The organism is Pseudovibrio sp. Ad5 (genome assembly GCF_001623095.1).
Taxonomy (GTDB): Bacteria; Pseudomonadota; Alphaproteobacteria; order Rhizobiales; family Stappiaceae; genus Pseudovibrio.
In genome coordinates this window covers 22,285-36,882 of the sequence record NZ_LMCH01000004.1, presented here as the reverse complement: position 1 = coordinate 36,882, position 14,598 = coordinate 22,285, and the positions used below count along the sequence as shown (strand labels likewise).

13 protein-coding genes and 1 riboswitch are annotated in these 14,598 nt (G+C 52.4%); of the genes, 6 read left to right on the top strand and 7 right to left on the bottom strand.

The window, feature by feature from the left end:
• Window positions 1–51: 51 nt before the first annotated feature.
• Both PsAD5_RS02255 and PsAD5_RS02250 read right to left on the bottom strand, forming a co-directional pair.
• On the bottom strand, window positions 52–999 hold the full coding sequence (locus tag PsAD5_RS02255; RefSeq protein ID WP_063286835.1) for an N-acetylmuramic acid 6-phosphate etherase: 948 nt from the start codon (window positions 997–999) through the stop codon (window positions 52–54).
• A gap of 166 nt (window positions 1,000–1,165) precedes the next feature.
• Window positions 1,166–3,133 carry a hypothetical protein gene (locus PsAD5_RS02250; RefSeq protein WP_063290933.1) on the bottom strand — a complete coding sequence of 656 codons (1,968 nt, stop codon included), beginning with the start codon at window positions 3,131–3,133 and terminating at the stop codon, window positions 1,166–1,168.
• 183 nt (window positions 3,134–3,316) lie between these two features.
• Window positions 3,317–3,437: riboswitch (TPP riboswitch) on the top strand.
• A gap of 115 nt (window positions 3,438–3,552) precedes the next feature.
• On the opposite strand from PsAD5_RS02250, the gene thiC reads away from it, so the two are divergent.
• Genes thiC through PsAD5_RS02220 form a run of 6 tightly spaced genes read left to right on the top strand, consistent with a single transcriptional unit; the run spans window position 3,553 to window position 8,808 of the window.
• On the top strand, window positions 3,553–5,352 hold the full coding sequence (gene thiC / locus PsAD5_RS02245; protein WP_063290932.1) for a phosphomethylpyrimidine synthase ThiC: 1,800 nt from the start codon (window positions 3,553–3,555) through the stop codon (window positions 5,350–5,352).
• Complete coding sequence (locus PsAD5_RS02240; RefSeq protein ID WP_063290931.1) at window positions 5,349–6,290, top strand: FAD-dependent oxidoreductase; 942 nt, start codon at window positions 5,349–5,351, stop codon at window positions 6,288–6,290. Before thiC ends, PsAD5_RS02240 begins: the two co-directional genes overlap by 4 nt.
• Window positions 6,287–6,484, top strand: a complete 198-nt coding sequence (thiS, locus tag PsAD5_RS02235; RefSeq protein ID WP_063290930.1) for a sulfur carrier protein ThiS — start codon at window positions 6,287–6,289, stop codon at window positions 6,482–6,484. Before PsAD5_RS02240 ends, thiS begins: the two co-directional genes overlap by 4 nt.
• Before the next feature lies 1 nt (window position 6,485).
• Window positions 6,486–7,253 (top strand): thiazole synthase, encoded by a 768-nt coding sequence (locus PsAD5_RS02230; RefSeq protein ID WP_063290929.1) that lies wholly within the window; start codon window positions 6,486–6,488, stop codon window positions 7,251–7,253.
• Window positions 7,253–7,846 (top strand): thiamine phosphate synthase, encoded by a 594-nt coding sequence (locus PsAD5_RS02225; RefSeq protein WP_063290928.1) that lies wholly within the window; start codon window positions 7,253–7,255, stop codon window positions 7,844–7,846. The genes PsAD5_RS02230 and PsAD5_RS02225 overlap by 1 nt, the downstream gene beginning before the upstream one ends.
• Complete coding sequence (locus PsAD5_RS02220) at window positions 7,843–8,808, top strand: HesA/MoeB/ThiF family protein (RefSeq protein ID WP_063290927.1); 966 nt, start codon at window positions 7,843–7,845, stop codon at window positions 8,806–8,808. The genes PsAD5_RS02225 and PsAD5_RS02220 overlap by 4 nt, the downstream gene beginning before the upstream one ends.
• A 7-nt stretch (window positions 8,809–8,815) precedes the next feature.
• Here the strand turns inward: PsAD5_RS02220 and PsAD5_RS02215 are convergent, their stop codons facing one another.
• From PsAD5_RS02215 to PsAD5_RS02195, 5 genes are read right to left on the bottom strand one after another with little or no spacing between them, the layout of a single operon-like run.
• The gene (locus tag PsAD5_RS02215; protein WP_063290926.1) at window positions 8,816–9,856 is read right to left on the bottom strand and encodes a LacI family transcriptional regulator; all 1,041 of its coding nucleotides are present in this window, start codon (window positions 9,854–9,856) and stop codon (window positions 8,816–8,818) included.
• A 7-nt stretch (window positions 9,857–9,863) separates the two neighbouring features.
• Entirely contained in the window at window positions 9,864–11,576 is a 1,713-nt protein-coding gene (locus tag PsAD5_RS02210) for an amylo-alpha-1,6-glucosidase (RefSeq protein WP_063290925.1), read from the bottom strand.
• Between the two features lie 3 nt (window positions 11,577–11,579).
• Window positions 11,580–12,392 (bottom strand): carbohydrate ABC transporter permease, encoded by an 813-nt coding sequence (locus PsAD5_RS02205; protein ID WP_063290924.1) that lies wholly within the window; start codon window positions 12,390–12,392, stop codon window positions 11,580–11,582.
• Complete coding sequence (locus tag PsAD5_RS02200) at window positions 12,385–13,329, bottom strand: carbohydrate ABC transporter permease (RefSeq protein ID WP_063290923.1); 945 nt, start codon at window positions 13,327–13,329, stop codon at window positions 12,385–12,387. Before PsAD5_RS02200 ends, PsAD5_RS02205 begins: the two co-directional genes overlap by 8 nt.
• 21 nt (window positions 13,330–13,350) lie before the next feature.
• On the bottom strand, window positions 13,351–14,589 hold the full coding sequence (locus PsAD5_RS02195; protein ID WP_063290922.1) for an ABC transporter substrate-binding protein: 1,239 nt from the start codon (window positions 14,587–14,589) through the stop codon (window positions 13,351–13,353).
• Window positions 14,590–14,598 lie beyond the last annotated feature (9 nt).

Genomic DNA, 14,598 nt, shown 5'->3' with positions numbered 1-14,598 from the left:
ATATTCCTGTTGGCGCATTACGATCTAAACGGGTCGCAATGCGCGCATAAATCAATCAGGTTGATGTAACCCAAGCACCCGAAGAGATTCTCCCAAATCTCCCTGAGTTTCATTCAATACATTGGTGGCCTGTTGTTTTGTTGCTCCCAGCACCAGCAAGACAGCCAGTTTAATCTGGCTTCCGCTTTCATGCAGGGCCGCAGCGGCTTTTTCCTGAGAGCAAACGGTGAGTGAGACCACCATGTCTTTGGCGCGTTGATCAAGCTTGATGTTGGTCAGCTGCATATCCACCATGTAGCCGCGATATACCTTTTTCAACCGAACCATAAGCGCTGTAGAGAATAGGTTGAGCGCCGCCTTTTGGCTGGTACCTGCGGATAATCTGGTTGATCCTGCCAAAACTTCAGGGCCCGTCCTTAACAGGATTTCATGCTCAGCATCGGCCAGTAACGGGCTTTGCGGATTGTTTGCCAGTGATATGGTCAAAGCCCCCGCGCCTCTGGCGGTTTGAATGGCAGAGCGGGTAAAAGGTGTGGTGCCGCTTGCTGCAACACCTAAAACGACATCAGAAGCGCTGACATTATTCTCCAAAATGAAAGCACGGCCTGCTTCTTCGCTGTCCTCAGCGCCTTCCTGCGGGCGTAACAATCCAGCTTCACCGCCTGCCAGACCATAGATCAGGCGATGCTCTGGCCAGCCAAATGTAGGGATGAGTTCAATGCCATCCAGAACGCCCAGTCTGCCTGAGGTCCCTGCGCCGACGTAGACAAGTCGACCTTCGGTTCCCTGCAGTCTTTGGGCAGCAGCATCCACTGCGGCTTCCAGCTCTCCCAACGCAGACCAAACAGCGTTGAGGGCTTGCATTTGACCACCCAGCAAGGCTTTGAGGACTTCGTCAGTCCCCCATGTTTCCAAGCCTGCATAACGTGAAGATCTTTGCTCGGTTTCACGCCACTCCTGCGGATTGGAATGTTCTGGAAACCCCACTTTTTTGGATATGCTGGACACGAGACTCTCCCTGATACCAATAGCATACCAACAACTCACGATATGGCAATGATATATTAGAAAAGACCCGCAACTTGCGTAATCCCAATAGATTTCTAACAGTTACCTGTGACAATTGCAGGCCACAGGTATTGTTTTGGACCTAGTTTTTTCTTGGTCAATCCCAGCGTGCTTCTTCTTCGCGGCGTACAAAGACGACCTGACGTCCATCAGGCAGCAACTGGCTGATTTGATCTGGGCCGCCGTGTTCATCAAACTCAACTAATCCAATGCCACTTGCATTCAGCAAGCGTCGGCCATGATGCGTGCCCACAGGTTTGCGCGGAATAACCTTCATGCCACGTCGTCTGGTGAGCCAGTTCAAGGGAGAGCGAGGCGCATAGAGCCAGCGGTTCAGATGGTCGAGTTTATCAAGCAGTTTGGCCGGGAACTCGTTTTTGATGCCACTGCTGCAGATTTGCCAGATGTCAGGCCCACGAGAATGTCCGCGTAACTCGACATCGTAAACAAAGGAATAGTGCACATCACCAGAAAGGATCGTAAAACGATCTGGCGTTTTGCGGTGGCGGAACACGTTCAAAATGCCATCTGCCGTTCCCGGATGTGCCATCCAGTATTCCGCATCCACCATGAGCGGCTTGCCCATGAACGTGAGCAGCTTCTGCAACGTTTCGATCAGCTTTACGCCGAAGATCGGAGCTGCGGAGACGAGTAGCACGGCGTCTTTTCCGCGCAGAGATCGTTGTAAATCTGTGACCGCTTCCCAGTCCAGAAGACCCGAGGGTAGATACCCTGCCCGCTCTGATCTCCATCGGCGTGTGCGCGTATCCAACACCAGCAGTGGTGGGTCTAGTTCCCAGTGATAGTCCCAGTTTTCAAAGGCGAAGAGATGCTCCAGAAACTCATCGTAGCTGTTTGTGCCGGGCACCGTGACAGCTCGCGTCATCGCTTCAAGTGTTCTACCTGAGAACGCTTCAGGTCGGTTGCCCCACCCCTGATTGAGCATATAGGCACACAAGGCATTGCCAATGATCCGTCGGGAGAACGGATGGCCGTAGGCGGTCTCTTCCCAGTCACGGTTGAGGTTCCAATCATCAGTGACATCATGGTCATCAAAGATCATCGCGACCGGAAGATGGGCAAACAGGCGGCGCACCTGACTGAGGCCAACAACAAACTCCTTCAGGATTTTCTGTTCGCTCTCATAGAGCTCTGCTTCTTCTGGTGTCAGTCCTTCGGGGGCATCTGTCTCAACCAGTCCCCATAGCGCCGGAGACCAGACGAGGAGGTACATTGCCAAGAATTCAGCAAGTGTGATCAGATGGTTATGGGCGTGATCAGCAGTGAAGATCGGTTTTTCTACGCCACCGAACAAGACAAGCCAGAGCTTTCGGTTTTTCTCCAGACTTGGGAGAAATTTTTCGCGGCGGTAGTAGGTGTCGCCGTGCTGGTAGAAATCTGATGCCTTATCAGGCACTTTGCTTTCCAAGCCCGCCAGCTGTTCCTCAGTGATACCGAGTTTTTCGATAAGCACATGGATAGCTCGCAGCATGGGGCCAGCAACATCATCTGAGTAAATCTGATCGCCACTCATCACGAGGGCAGCTGGCCATTTTTCCTTATCAACTTTGGTGCCCTTCTCAGCTCTGATGTGCTTTGCCAGAAACAGATCAGCTGCGACCAGACCATCGCCGGATTCGTGATGTGGTTTGCGGCAAGACCCGTGCAGGAGTGAGGAAACTTTTGAGCTTAGCAGAAAGCCTGGGAGTTCCTGATTTTCATAGCAGAGATCAGGAGCCCATACGGAATGATCCTGCCACCCAGCCTCCTCATCATCCTCCATACGCAGAGCAAGGCGGTAACTGATCCAAGTGTCATGCGGTAGAGGGCTTTGGAGAGGTAGATCGATCAGGAGGTAATGGAGATGTACCCCTGCTGAGATCAGGTTTACCTCAGTTTGCGCTTTCGTCAGCTCGTAGGTTTGCGGCTCACGGCCTTGTGGGAGCAAATCCAGTTTCACATCTGCCGGAGCGCGCACTGCGAGCCAGAATGTTAAACGTGAGGTTTCCAGTCGACGCAAGATCGGGCCAGCTAAAACGGATGGGAGAGAATAGTTTTCAAGCATTCGTTGATATTATTTTTCGCGATATCCAGATGTGAAATTCTTAGATGAGAGATAGGAACGCAAACCGCAAAATCCAATAAGTGTCAGCGACTCCCCTCTCATAAAATCCAACTTACAAAAGATTTCTGAACCTCGCCTGAACCGAACCTGCCTTGACACTAGTTCATAATCGTTCTAGCAAAATCATGTCTGCAGGGGAGTCTCACCAAGGAGACTGAGAGGCTGACAGAGCGCAAGCTCGGCGACGCGACCCTTAGAACCTGACCCAGTTGATACTGGCGTAGGAAGCACGGGTCGCGGGGCCTGTTTGAAGGGCCAGTGTAACAACCGCGATCTTAGCAGCAGAAGTTCTTTCTGCCGTTTCCCAGCCAAAACTCATCTGGTGTCTTTTTCGAGTTATGAACTTGAGGAGCACCATTATGACGACGCCGAACCCATCCATCACCACAGGCGCTTTGCCAGCAGCGCGCAAAATCTATGTTCGTGGCAGCTTGCACGAAGACGTGCTTGTGCCCATGCGCGAAATCAGCGTTCACCCGACAGCAGGTGAACCACCGCTGCCAGTCTATGATAGTTCCGGCCCATACACAGACCCAACGGCAACAACGAATATTTCTGAAGGTTTGCCTGCTCTACGGCGCAAGTGGATTGAGGTGCGCGGTGACACTGAGGAGTATGATGGCCGCGAGATTAAACCTGAAGACAATGGTTTTGTGAAAGGCGACCGGCTTGTTCCTGAGTTTCCGGTGAAGCCTCGCCCCTTGCGCGGAAAGGACGGTAAAGCCGTCACCCAGCTGGCTTATGCCCGCGCTGGCATTATCACACCGGAGATGGAGTTTATCGCCATCCGCGAAAACCAGTTGCGGGAAGCGGTTGCAGAAGAGCGGTGTGGCAATGACTGGGGTGCGAGCATTCCAGATTATGTAACACCAGAGTTTGTACGTGATGAAGTGGCAGCTGGCCGCGCGATCATTCCGTCGAACATCAACCACCCTGAGAGTGAGCCGATGATCATCGGGCGGAACTTTCTGGTCAAGATCAACGCCAATATGGGTACATCTGCTGTTACCTCCTCCATGGAAGAGGAAGTCGACAAGATGGTGTGGTCGATCCGCTGGGGTGCTGACACGGTGATGGATCTGTCTACCGGTCGTAACATTCACAACACCCGTGAATGGATCATCCGCAACAGTCCTGTACCGATTGGGACCGTCCCGCTTTATCAGGCACTTGAGAAGGTGAATGGAGTTGCGGAAGATCTGACTTGGGAAATCTTCCGCGACACGTTGATTGAGCAGGCAGAGCAAGGGGTTGATTACTTCACCATCCATGCTGGCGTGCGCCTTCACATGGTGCCGATGACCGTTAATCGCGTGACGGGGATTGTCTCCCGTGGCGGTTCCATCATGGCGAAGTGGTGTCTGCATCATCACAAAGACAGCTTCCTCTATGAGCACTTTGACGAGATCTGCGATATTTGCCGCCAGTACGATGTGGCGTTTTCTCTTGGTGATGGATTGCGTCCGGGTTCCATTGCAGATGCAAATGATGAAGCCCAGTTTGCCGAGTTGGAGACGCTTGGGGAGCTGACCAAGATTGCATGGGCCAAGGATTGTCAGGTGATGATTGAAGGCCCGGGTCATGTGGCCATGCACAAGATCAAAGAGAACATGGATAAGCAGCTGGAATGCTGCCATGAAGCACCGTTTTACACGCTTGGCCCTCTCACCACGGATATCGCGCCCGGATATGATCACATCACCTCCGGCATCGGTGCTGCGATGATCGGGTGGTTTGGCTGCGCCATGCTTTGCTATGTGACACCGAAAGAGCATTTAGGGTTGCCGGACCGGGATGATGTGAAAACCGGTGTGATTACCTATAAGATTGCAGCTCACGCCGCTGATCTTGCGAAAGGATTGCCGGGTGCCCAGCGGCGGGATGATGCCTTATCTCGTGCTCGCTTTGAATTCCGCTGGGAGGATCAATTCAACCTCTCTCTCGATCCCGATACTGCGCGAGAGTTCCACGATGAAACTCTGCCGAAAGACGCGCATAAAGTGGCTCATTTCTGCTCTATGTGCGGACCTAAGTTCTGTTCCATGCGGATCTCGCACGATATCCGCGCGGAGGCCCAGAAGGAAGGTATGGAGGCTATGGCAGCCAAGTTCCGCGAAGGCGGCAAGTTGTACCTGCCACTTGAAGGGACAGAGCAGTGATTACGATTGCAGGAGCCGGCCTTGCGGGGCTGGCTTCCGCCTATGAGCTAGCAAAGCGCGGTGCATCCGTCACTATCTTTGAAAAATCCGCTAAACCGGGCGAAAGCAGTGTCGCACGGTTTGCCGGCGGCATGCTTGCTCCGTTTTGCGAGCGTGAAAGCGCAGAAGAAGACGTTGTTACACTTGGGGTGCAAGCCGCTGATTGGTGGTCTCAGGTAACGCTTGTGACCCGGCACGGAACGCTGGTGGTTACTCCGCCGCGCGATCAGGCCGAGCTGACCCGTTTTGCACGGCGGACCTCACACTTTACCGAGGTGAACGGTCAAGCGATCTCAGAGCTGGAGCCAGCATTGGCTGGACGCTTTGAGCGTGGGCTGTTTTTCAAAGAGGAAGCTCATCTGGACCCACGGCAGGCACTGGCTGACCTGACAGGGGCTGTTCAGGAGCTTGGGGTAGAGATCCAATATGGAAGGACTGCACCTGAGCGGGTCAATCTCAATTGCACAGCAACCGCATCCAGCCTTCCTGACTTGCGGGCTGTGCGCGGTGAGATGGCGATTTTGCATTGTCCTGAGGTTCAGCTTTCCCGTGTCATCCGGCTCTTACACCCACGTATGCCGCTTTATCTGGTCCCGCGGGCTGATGGTTTATTCATGATTGGCGGGACCATGGTGGAGAGTAATTCTGAACGTCCTCCTACTCTTCGCTCCCTTACAGAAATGCTGAGCACAGCCTTTGCCATTCACCCTGCCTTTGCCGAGGCCAGTGTGGTTGAAATTGGAGCGGGATTGCGTCCAGCGTTTCCAGACAACTTGCCTCGACTGATCGAGCATGACGGGTCTCTTCACCTCAACGGGCTTTACCGCCACGGTTTTCTGCTTGCACCAGCACTGGCACAGCAAGCAGCACAACATCTTTTGAAGGAGGCTTGCGTATGAAGATCATCGTGAATGCGGAACCACGCGAGGTCACCAACGAAACGTTGGAGGATGCTCTTACGGAGCTGGAGTTCACCAGCCCCGCTGTTGCGACGGCTTTGAACGGCCGTTTTGTTCCTCGTGAGGACTACTCTGTGACATCCCTTTCAGAAGGCGATCGACTGGAAGTTCTTGCGCCTATGCAGGGAGGGTAACATGCAGCTTTATGGTACAGACATTAGTTCCCGGCTGTTGCTAGGAACAGCGCAATATCCCTCTCCTGCGGTACTGCAAAAAGCAATTGAGACCAGCAGAACAGAGATCATCACGGTCTCTTTGCGGCGCGAAACCGCTGACGGTTCTGGAGCTGGTTTCTGGGGGCTATTGAAAGATAGTGGCTGCAGAATTCTGCCCAACACCGCTGGGTGCCATAGCGTGCAAGAAGCCGTTGTTACTGCACAGATGGCTCGCGAGTTGTTTGGAACCGACTGGATCAAGCTAGAGGTTATCGGCAACTCAGACACCTTACAGCCCGATATCTTTGGGTTGGTCGAAGCTGCGAGGATTCTCTGTGCAGATGGTTTCAAGGTGTTTCCATACACAACTGATGATCTTGTGGTTGGCGAAAAGTTGTTGGAAGCCGGATGCAAACTGCTGATGCCGTGGGGGGCTCCCATCGGGTCTGGTCAGGGCCTGCGAAATCCTGAGGCCTTGCGGGCCATGCGGGCGCATTTTCCGGATGTACCCTTGATCGTGGATGCTGGTATTGGGCGTCCCTCTGACGCCATGCGTGCAATGGAGCTTGGCATGGATGCTGTTCTACTCAACACCGCAGTTGCCAAAGCGGGTGACCCGGTTTTGATGGCGCAGGCCATGGCACAGGCAATTGAAGCAGGGCGGAATGGAAACATCGCAGACCCTATGGACCCACGCGACATGGCGGTTCCCTCTACCCCAATCCTTGGCATGGCGGAGTTGCTCTGATGGAACGGTTTTATCTGATTGCCGGAGACGCGGACTGGATTGAACAGCTTGTCCCTCACGGCGTGAAGCTTGTTCAACTACGGATCAAAGACCAACCTGAACAGGTTGTTCGTCTGCAAATTGCACAGGCTCGTGACTATTGCCGTCAACATGGTGTTCAACTGATCATCAATGACTATTGGGAGCTGGCATTAGAACTTGGCTGTGATTTCGTTCATCTTGGGCAGGAAGACATGGACAGTGCTGACTTTGCTGCACTCCAGAAGGCTGGTGTTCGCTTTGGTCTTTCCACCCATGATGAGGCCGAGTTGGATCGCGCCCTCTCCTTCAAGCCCGAGTATGTCGCTCTGGGCCCGGTCTATCCAACCAAGCTGAAGAAAATGAAGTGGGCTCCACAAGGTTTGGAGCGTGTCAGCCGCTGGAAACAGATGGTTGGCAAGACACCTCTTGTTGCCATAGGTGGATTAACACCGGAGCGACTTGCCGGTGTGTTTGAAGCTGGTGCTGATAGCGCAGCGGTGGTGACTGACATTTTACAGGCACACGATCCAATTACCCGAACACAGGAATGGGTGGAGGCTTGCAAGCAATGACGCGTTATGACCGCCAGATGCTCTTGTCTGAAGTTGGGACAGCAGGACAACAGCGGTTGCGATCTGCTCATGTCCTCGTTGTTGGTGCTGGCGGTTTAGGCTGCCCTGTCCTGCAATATCTTACCGGTGCCGGTGTGGGCATTATCACGATTGTTGATCCCGATATGATTGAAGAGAGTAATCTGCATCGACAGCCTTTGTATTCACCGGCAAATGTGGGGGAGAGCAAGGCCTATGCCGCAGCAGCTCGGTTACATGGCTACAACCCAGAGGTGGAGCTACGCGCGCTCAACATTGCTCTGGATCCTGCAAATGCGGGCAGACTGATTGCCCAGGCAGATATCATCGTGGATGCTGCAGATACGTTTGCAGCCTCTTACACGCTCTCAGATGAGTGCTACCAACAAAGCAAACCGCTTATCTCAGCCTCTGCACTTGGAACCTCCGGTTATCTGGGAGGTTTTTGTGGTGGTGCGCCATCACTGCGAGCTGTCTTCCCCTCCCCACCAACCAACTCTGCCAATTGCGCCAGTGCGGGTGTCCTCGGCCCTTCGGTCGGGAGCATCGGAGCCATGCAGGCACAAATGACTTTAGCGGTACTGTTAGGCTTTTCGCCCAGCCCATTGGGTCGTCTCACTACATTGGATTTAATGAGATTTGAGTTCGGTGGCTTTTCGTTTCTCAACGCCAAAGAACCGGACTGGCATGCACCCTTTATCTCAGTTAGTGAACTGAGGCAGGACGACGTAGTGATTGAGCTTCGAGATGCATTGGAAGCCCCCCAGCCTGTCTGCAATACCGCACTGCGTCTTGCCCCCGATGAACTCGACCAGCACAACTTTAACCCTGCACACCGCATCACCCTTTGCTGCCGCACAGGCCTGCGCGCATGGCGCGGTGCAGAGGCGCTTGCAAAGCAAGGGTATAGGGATGTTGCTCTGATTGCAGATGGGAGCGGCTGAAAAGCCCTTACTGTCTCTCCAAGTTGCAGGTATCTGCGCCGCGTTCGATGAGGTCTGGTACGAACAATTTTTGGAGATTGATAGGATCCTCACCGCCAATTAAGTTCAGCATGAACTTGCCCAGCGTTTCGCTCGGCTTTGATATCGGGAGATAACATGTTGTAATTGGCGGTGAGAAATACTGCGACACGTTCAGGTCATCTGTCGCAATAACGACAGCATCCCGGCCATGCTCCATACCACGCACCTGAAAGCCTGACAGAACCCCCATTGCGGTTGCTTCATTGGCACAGATGTAGGCAGTCGGCGGCTCATCAAACATGGACATTTCAAAAAGCTGTTCTCGCCCGAAGGCCGGTGTCAGGCGCCCGTAAGCAAGCAGTGAAGGGTCGAATGTCTGGCCCGCCTTTGACAGTGCGGCTTTGTAAGCCTCAATACGGTTTTGAGTATAGTTCAACTCTTCTCTGGCATTGATCATCGCGATGCGGCGATGACCTTTGGAGAGCAAACGCTCAACACAGATCGTCACAATACGGCGGTTATCGGTATCAACAAACGCATGGGGTGCGCTGGCATCACTGGTTCCGTAGGTAACAAACGGAAAGTCCTGCTCCTGCATGAAGCTGATGCGCGGATCATTTGCTCTCGTTCCGGAGATGATGATTCCATCGGCTTTTTTGTTTTGAACGATGCGTTTTATAACCTCAAAGCTATCATCAAAACTGGCAACCTGATGCTGCACAACTCTGTAAGGCGTATGCTCAATTGCACGGGATATTCCGCTGATCAGCTGCGTGTAACCAACACCTGCCCATTCGTCATCATCAGGTGATGCAATGACTGTGATCATGGCTATCTGATAGGTCTTGCCAGTCCGGAGTTGAACTCCACTGATGTTAAGTTCGTATCCCAGCTCTTTAGCCGCTTGCAGTACTTTGTCACGTGTGCGTGGGCGCACCTGCGGTGAGGCATTTAGTGCTTTCGATACTGTTGCCGTTGAAAGCCCGGTTTCCTTAGCAATTGTTTTGATCGTCGGTCTTTGCGCCATGGGGTACTCAAGCTGGGGTCAGTTGCGCTTTGGAAAGCACATTCTGAAAACGAAGATAAACGGCAGATGTCCAAGCGAAGGCTTTGTCGCGAAGACCGGTTCCAGTCAAGGCATCAAAGTTTTCCGCCATTCCTGAGGCCTCGCAGGTTTTCATGAACCGCTTTGCCAGCTCGTGAGCCAGCCGGATTTCGCCTTGCCGGCACAAACCGTCAAAGATCAGTAGAGTCGTTGGAGCCCATATTGGACCACGCCAATACCCATCGGCCTCATAATACGTGCTTTGCGGGGTTTCTGTAGCAGGTCCCCATTCAGTGAGAAAGCCCTGAGTATTGAACCTTTCTATGAGTTTGCCTGCAATCTCTCTTGGCAGATCACTGCCAAGCAGAAGAGGCATAAACTGCGCCAGGCTAGTGTCTGGCAAGACCAAGTCTGGCTGAGCAGGTTTGCGGAAGTCGAAGGTCTTGCCGTTCCATAGCTGGTTTATCATCAGGTCTTTCAGTTGCTTACTGACATGATCATACTTACTCGCGGTATTCGGGTCTTCTGATGTGCGGTAGAGCCGCGCAATGCAGGTGGCTGTCAGGCATAGGAATGTTGGCAGGTCTGGTCCAACGACCGGACCGCCGTGATCGAAGAAACTGGTGTTGTCCCAGCCACTGTCGTTGCCGTGAAAGTAGCTGGGAAGCTCCTGTTCACTTGCGCGTGTATGCGTGAGCCAATAGCTGAGCTGGCGTTCCATCTTGTCTCTGAGATACACGAGCTGCTCTGAGTTAAAGCAATCACGATAGGCTTCAAAGATGTGCAGGAGTGCCCAACCGTGGACGGGTGGTTTTGTGAATGCAAAGGAAGCGCCAGCATCGTGCACAAAATCTGGCAGTAGTCCGCTGTCATCCTGCCAGTCAAAAATTGCAGCGAACTGACTAAATGCCAGATCAGGATCGATACCAGCAAGCCCGATTGCAGAAAAGGCGTTGTCCCAGCTCCAGATATTAATCATGTGGTTCTTGGACATGTAGGTAGACGGATGCGTTAGCGCTCCTTCTGCAGGAACAGTGTTTGCCCAAAGGAGGTAGGTGGCGAGTTGCTCCGCTTCACTTTGGTCTTGCTTGCCATGCCAGTTGAAAAAGGCTTGCCGAGATGTTGCCTGAGCTTCTTCGAAGGACTGTTTCTCGACTTCAGGACAGAGGCGGCGGTGAAGGATTATACCACCTTCAAACTGCTCTCCAGAGAAGTTCAGGGAAACGTTGTCTGCATGATCGCGGCGCCAGTTGCCTTCAACAACAGCATCACCAGCTGTTGTGAACGGTGTCAACCGCAGGTTTTCACCTGCTGCAACGATGCATTGGTCTCCGTTGGGGTGTTGGAAAGCGTAATCATAACGGGAGCCTTCCAAGGCGAACTTCAGTAAGACGCCCTGCCCTTTGATATGTAGCAGTTCTCCCTCACCAATGCAGAAGCTGACATATCCCTGCTTTCTCTCATTTGAGAACAGATCAACATCCAGACGATGTGGAGACAGCGTGAACTGAGGGGTGAGTACTGTGCCATCCTTGCTCAGAAACTCCAGCTTGCACAAGCGGCCCAGGCTTGGTCGTTCATCTCCACCAGCAATATAGCGTAGATAGCAGTGCTGTTCATCATCCCGGCCGCGCATCATGGAGAGCGTTGTAAAACGCTGGTGGCGGGAGAATGGCACCTGGTCGAAGTCAAATAGCGTCATGCCTTATCCTTTCACCGAGGAGCCGATTGAGCCGTCCATGATGTAGCGCTGCGCAAAAAAGAACAGGATCAGCGGCGGGATGCAAAGAACCACAGTAATGGCCGCGATGGACGTGATGTCCGTTTCATGCAGACCTTTGAACATGGAAAGGCCCAGCGTGAGTGTATATTTGGATTGGTCGTTCAGATAGATCAGCGGACCGAGATAGTCGTTCCACGCGTTCATGAAGTGGAACGTGCCAACCAGCACGAGTGCAGGCATCATCAACGGCAGATGAATGCGCCAATAGATTTGCCAGGAGTTAGCACCATCTATGCGCGCAGCTTCGTCAATCTCAATGGGTACAGTCATGATGTACTGTCGCAGCAGGAACACGAAGAACGCATCTGCGAAGTAGGCCGGAACGATCAGTGGTTTGAGCGTGTTGATCCAGCCGAGCATGTTGAACTCCATGTAGAGCGGGATCATTTTCACATCCCACGGGATCATCATGGTGGAGAGCAACAGGACGAAAATAGCGTCACGGCCTCTGAACTTGAAGCGGGCAAAACCGAAGGCTACCAGAGAGCAGGAAAACAATTGCCCGATGGTGGAAAGGATCACCACAATCACAGAATTCTTGAGATAGACATCGAATGGTTGCTTGAACCAAGCGGTGACGAAATTATCCCACATAACCTCATCGGGCCAGAAGACCGGCGGAAACTGGTAGAGTTCACCAATGCTTTTCACTGCCGTGATGAATGTCCAATAGAACGGTATGATGAACATTGCTGATAGAAACAGCAGCGCACCATATGTGAGAGCTCTAGTCATCAGCTGCCTCCGAGTTCTTCATCTCCCCTTCGTAGTAAACCCATGCGGAAGATGATTTCAGGACCAACATGGACAGGACGAGAATGATCAGGAACATGACCCATGAGTTCGCAGCAGCAAAACCCATCTCGAAATATTTGAAGGCATTGTCGTAAATGTACATGGCGAAGAAATAGGTGCTCTCCAGTGGTCCACCACCGGTCAGTAACAGCGCGATTGTGAGTTGCTGAAAGGCTGAGATGATCGACGTGATCACAGTGAAGAGCAGCATGGGTGAGAGCATTGGGATGGTGATATAAATAAGTCGTGCCCACGCTGGCACGCCAGACATTTTGGCCGCCTCGTAAAGTTCTTTTGGGATGGATTGCAGGCCAGTCAGCAATATGAGCATGGTGCCGCCCAGGCCCCAAAGAGATGCAATCACGATAGCCAGCAGCGACCAGTTTGGATCCCCCAACCAATTCGGCCCTTCGATACCTGCCAATCTAAGCAGAAAGTTCAGGATGCCGTATTCGTGGCTGTAGATCCACGCCCAGATGGTTACCAGTGCAACGCCGGAGATTACCGAGGGCAGATAAAAGATCGTTCTAAAGACGCCTGTGCCAAAGACTTTCTGATTGAGCAGTACAGCCAGCAATAATCCAAGGATCACATTAAATGGCACGAAGAACAGACCGAACTTGACGGTAATCCAGAGACTGTCCCAGAACAGCGGATCTTCTGTCAGCATCACCTCGTAATTCTGCAGCCCAACAAATGTACGCTCTCCCACCACAGGCCAGTCATAAAAGCTCATGATGAACGAGAAGATGAGCGGCCCCAATGTGAAAAACAGGAAGCCCAAGATCCAGGGAGAGATGAATAGATATGGTGTTAGCTTTTCGATGAAGCGATGCCGCTCCTCGGATACTTCATCCTGCACGACCAATGTAGACATCTCTCCCTCCCCCAATAATTCTTATTTCAGGTGACGCTTAGAGCGCGCGACAGCACTGTCCAAGTGTTTCTTAGCGTTACCTTTTTCGATCATGGTTGCCTCAATCGCACGTTCAAGATTAGTCTGGATCTTGCTCCAGTTTTTGTGCTTGAGAAACGCGTTGGATTCCCGATCAGAAAGGGCCAGCATTTCAAAAAATGGCTTGTAGATCGGGTCAGCTGTAAGGTTCATCTCTTCAGCGACACTTGTGCGGATTGGTAAGTCGTTTTCACGCAACTTGACGGCCTCTGGGGAGGCGTAGAATTTAACAAATTCCCAAGCCAGCTCAGGATTTTTCGTCGCCTTCGCGACGGACATAGCAGAGGCGCCGATTGATGAATGAACAGGCTTGTCACCAAACGCAGGTAACATGGCAACGCCATAGTTTATGCCTGCTTTGTCAATGCCCCCCTTGGACCACATAGCACTCTGGAACATGGCCAGTTTGCTACCTTTAAAGAGTGCAGAGCCAGAGGTGCTATCACCAATGCCGAGAACCGTTGCCTCTTCGTTTTTCGCCATTTCAGCAAACATGGTCAGCACTTCGACAGCTTCCGGACTGTTCATGTATCCATCAACTGAACTACCATCTTCCGCAATAAAGCGCGTACCGTTGGACCAGAAGAACTGCTCATAGTCATATGGATCTGGCTTGGCTTCCACAGCAAAACCATAGGTCTTACTGCCCTTGTCGCGGAATTGCGCGGCTTTTTCACGCAGATCTGACCAAGTCCATCCTGTTTTTGGCTCGGCAACACCAGCAGCTTCAAACATATCTTTGTTGTAGAAGACGACATGAGTGGTGAAGCCCGCAGGAATGCCGTAGGCCTTGCCTTCTATCCGCGTGGTATTGATTAGGCCCGCAGGAATATCCTCAAGATCCATGCTCTCAGCATCACGCGCCATCAACTCGTCAAGAGGCATCAGAGACTTGTAGTATTTAGGGTAGTTCCACATGTACATGACATCAGGTGGGTTTCCGGCCCCGAATGCTGCAATGAGCTTCTTGTCATAGCCATCACCGTAGGATTCTACCTGCACTTTTACGCCGGGATTTGCAGCTTCAAAACGCTTTGAGATTTCCTGTAGAATAGCGAGGTTCTCGCTGCTGTTCCATGTTGCAAAGCGGAGCACCTCTTCTGCAAATGCAGCACTGGCTCCTCCCAAAGCCATTGAGGTAACTGCTGTCACCATCGCTAATTGTTTCAGACGCTTTTTCATTCCTCTCCT

Bases quoted from the DNA above. Each gene is read 5' to 3' on its own strand.
- PsAD5_RS02250 (WP_063290933.1), bottom strand. From the start codon at position 3,133: ATGCTTGAAAACTATTCTCTCCCATCCGTTTTAGCTGGCCCGATCTTG.
- thiC (WP_063290932.1), top strand. From the start codon at position 3,553: ATGACGACGCCGAACCCATCCATCACCACAGGCGCTTTGCCAGCAGCG.
- thiS (WP_063290930.1), top strand. From the start codon at position 6,287: ATGAAGATCATCGTGAATGCGGAACCACGCGAGGTCACCAACGAAACG.
- PsAD5_RS02230 (WP_063290929.1), top strand. From the start codon at position 6,486: ATGCAGCTTTATGGTACAGACATTAGTTCCCGGCTGTTGCTAGGAACA.
- PsAD5_RS02225 (WP_063290928.1), top strand. From the start codon at position 7,253: ATGGAACGGTTTTATCTGATTGCCGGAGACGCGGACTGGATTGAACAG.
- PsAD5_RS02220 (WP_063290927.1), top strand. From the start codon at position 7,843: ATGACGCGTTATGACCGCCAGATGCTCTTGTCTGAAGTTGGGACAGCA.
- PsAD5_RS02215 (WP_063290926.1), bottom strand. From the start codon at position 9,856: ATGGCGCAAAGACCGACGATCAAAACAATTGCTAAGGAAACCGGGCTT.
- PsAD5_RS02210 (WP_063290925.1), bottom strand. From the start codon at position 11,576: ATGACGCTATTTGACTTCGACCAGGTGCCATTCTCCCGCCACCAGCGT.
- PsAD5_RS02205 (WP_063290924.1), bottom strand. From the start codon at position 12,392: ATGACTAGAGCTCTCACATATGGTGCGCTGCTGTTTCTATCAGCAATG.
- PsAD5_RS02200 (WP_063290923.1), bottom strand. From the start codon at position 13,329: ATGTCTACATTGGTCGTGCAGGATGAAGTATCCGAGGAGCGGCATCGC.
- PsAD5_RS02195 (WP_063290922.1), bottom strand. From the start codon at position 14,589: ATGAAAAAGCGTCTGAAACAATTAGCGATGGTGACAGCAGTTACCTCA.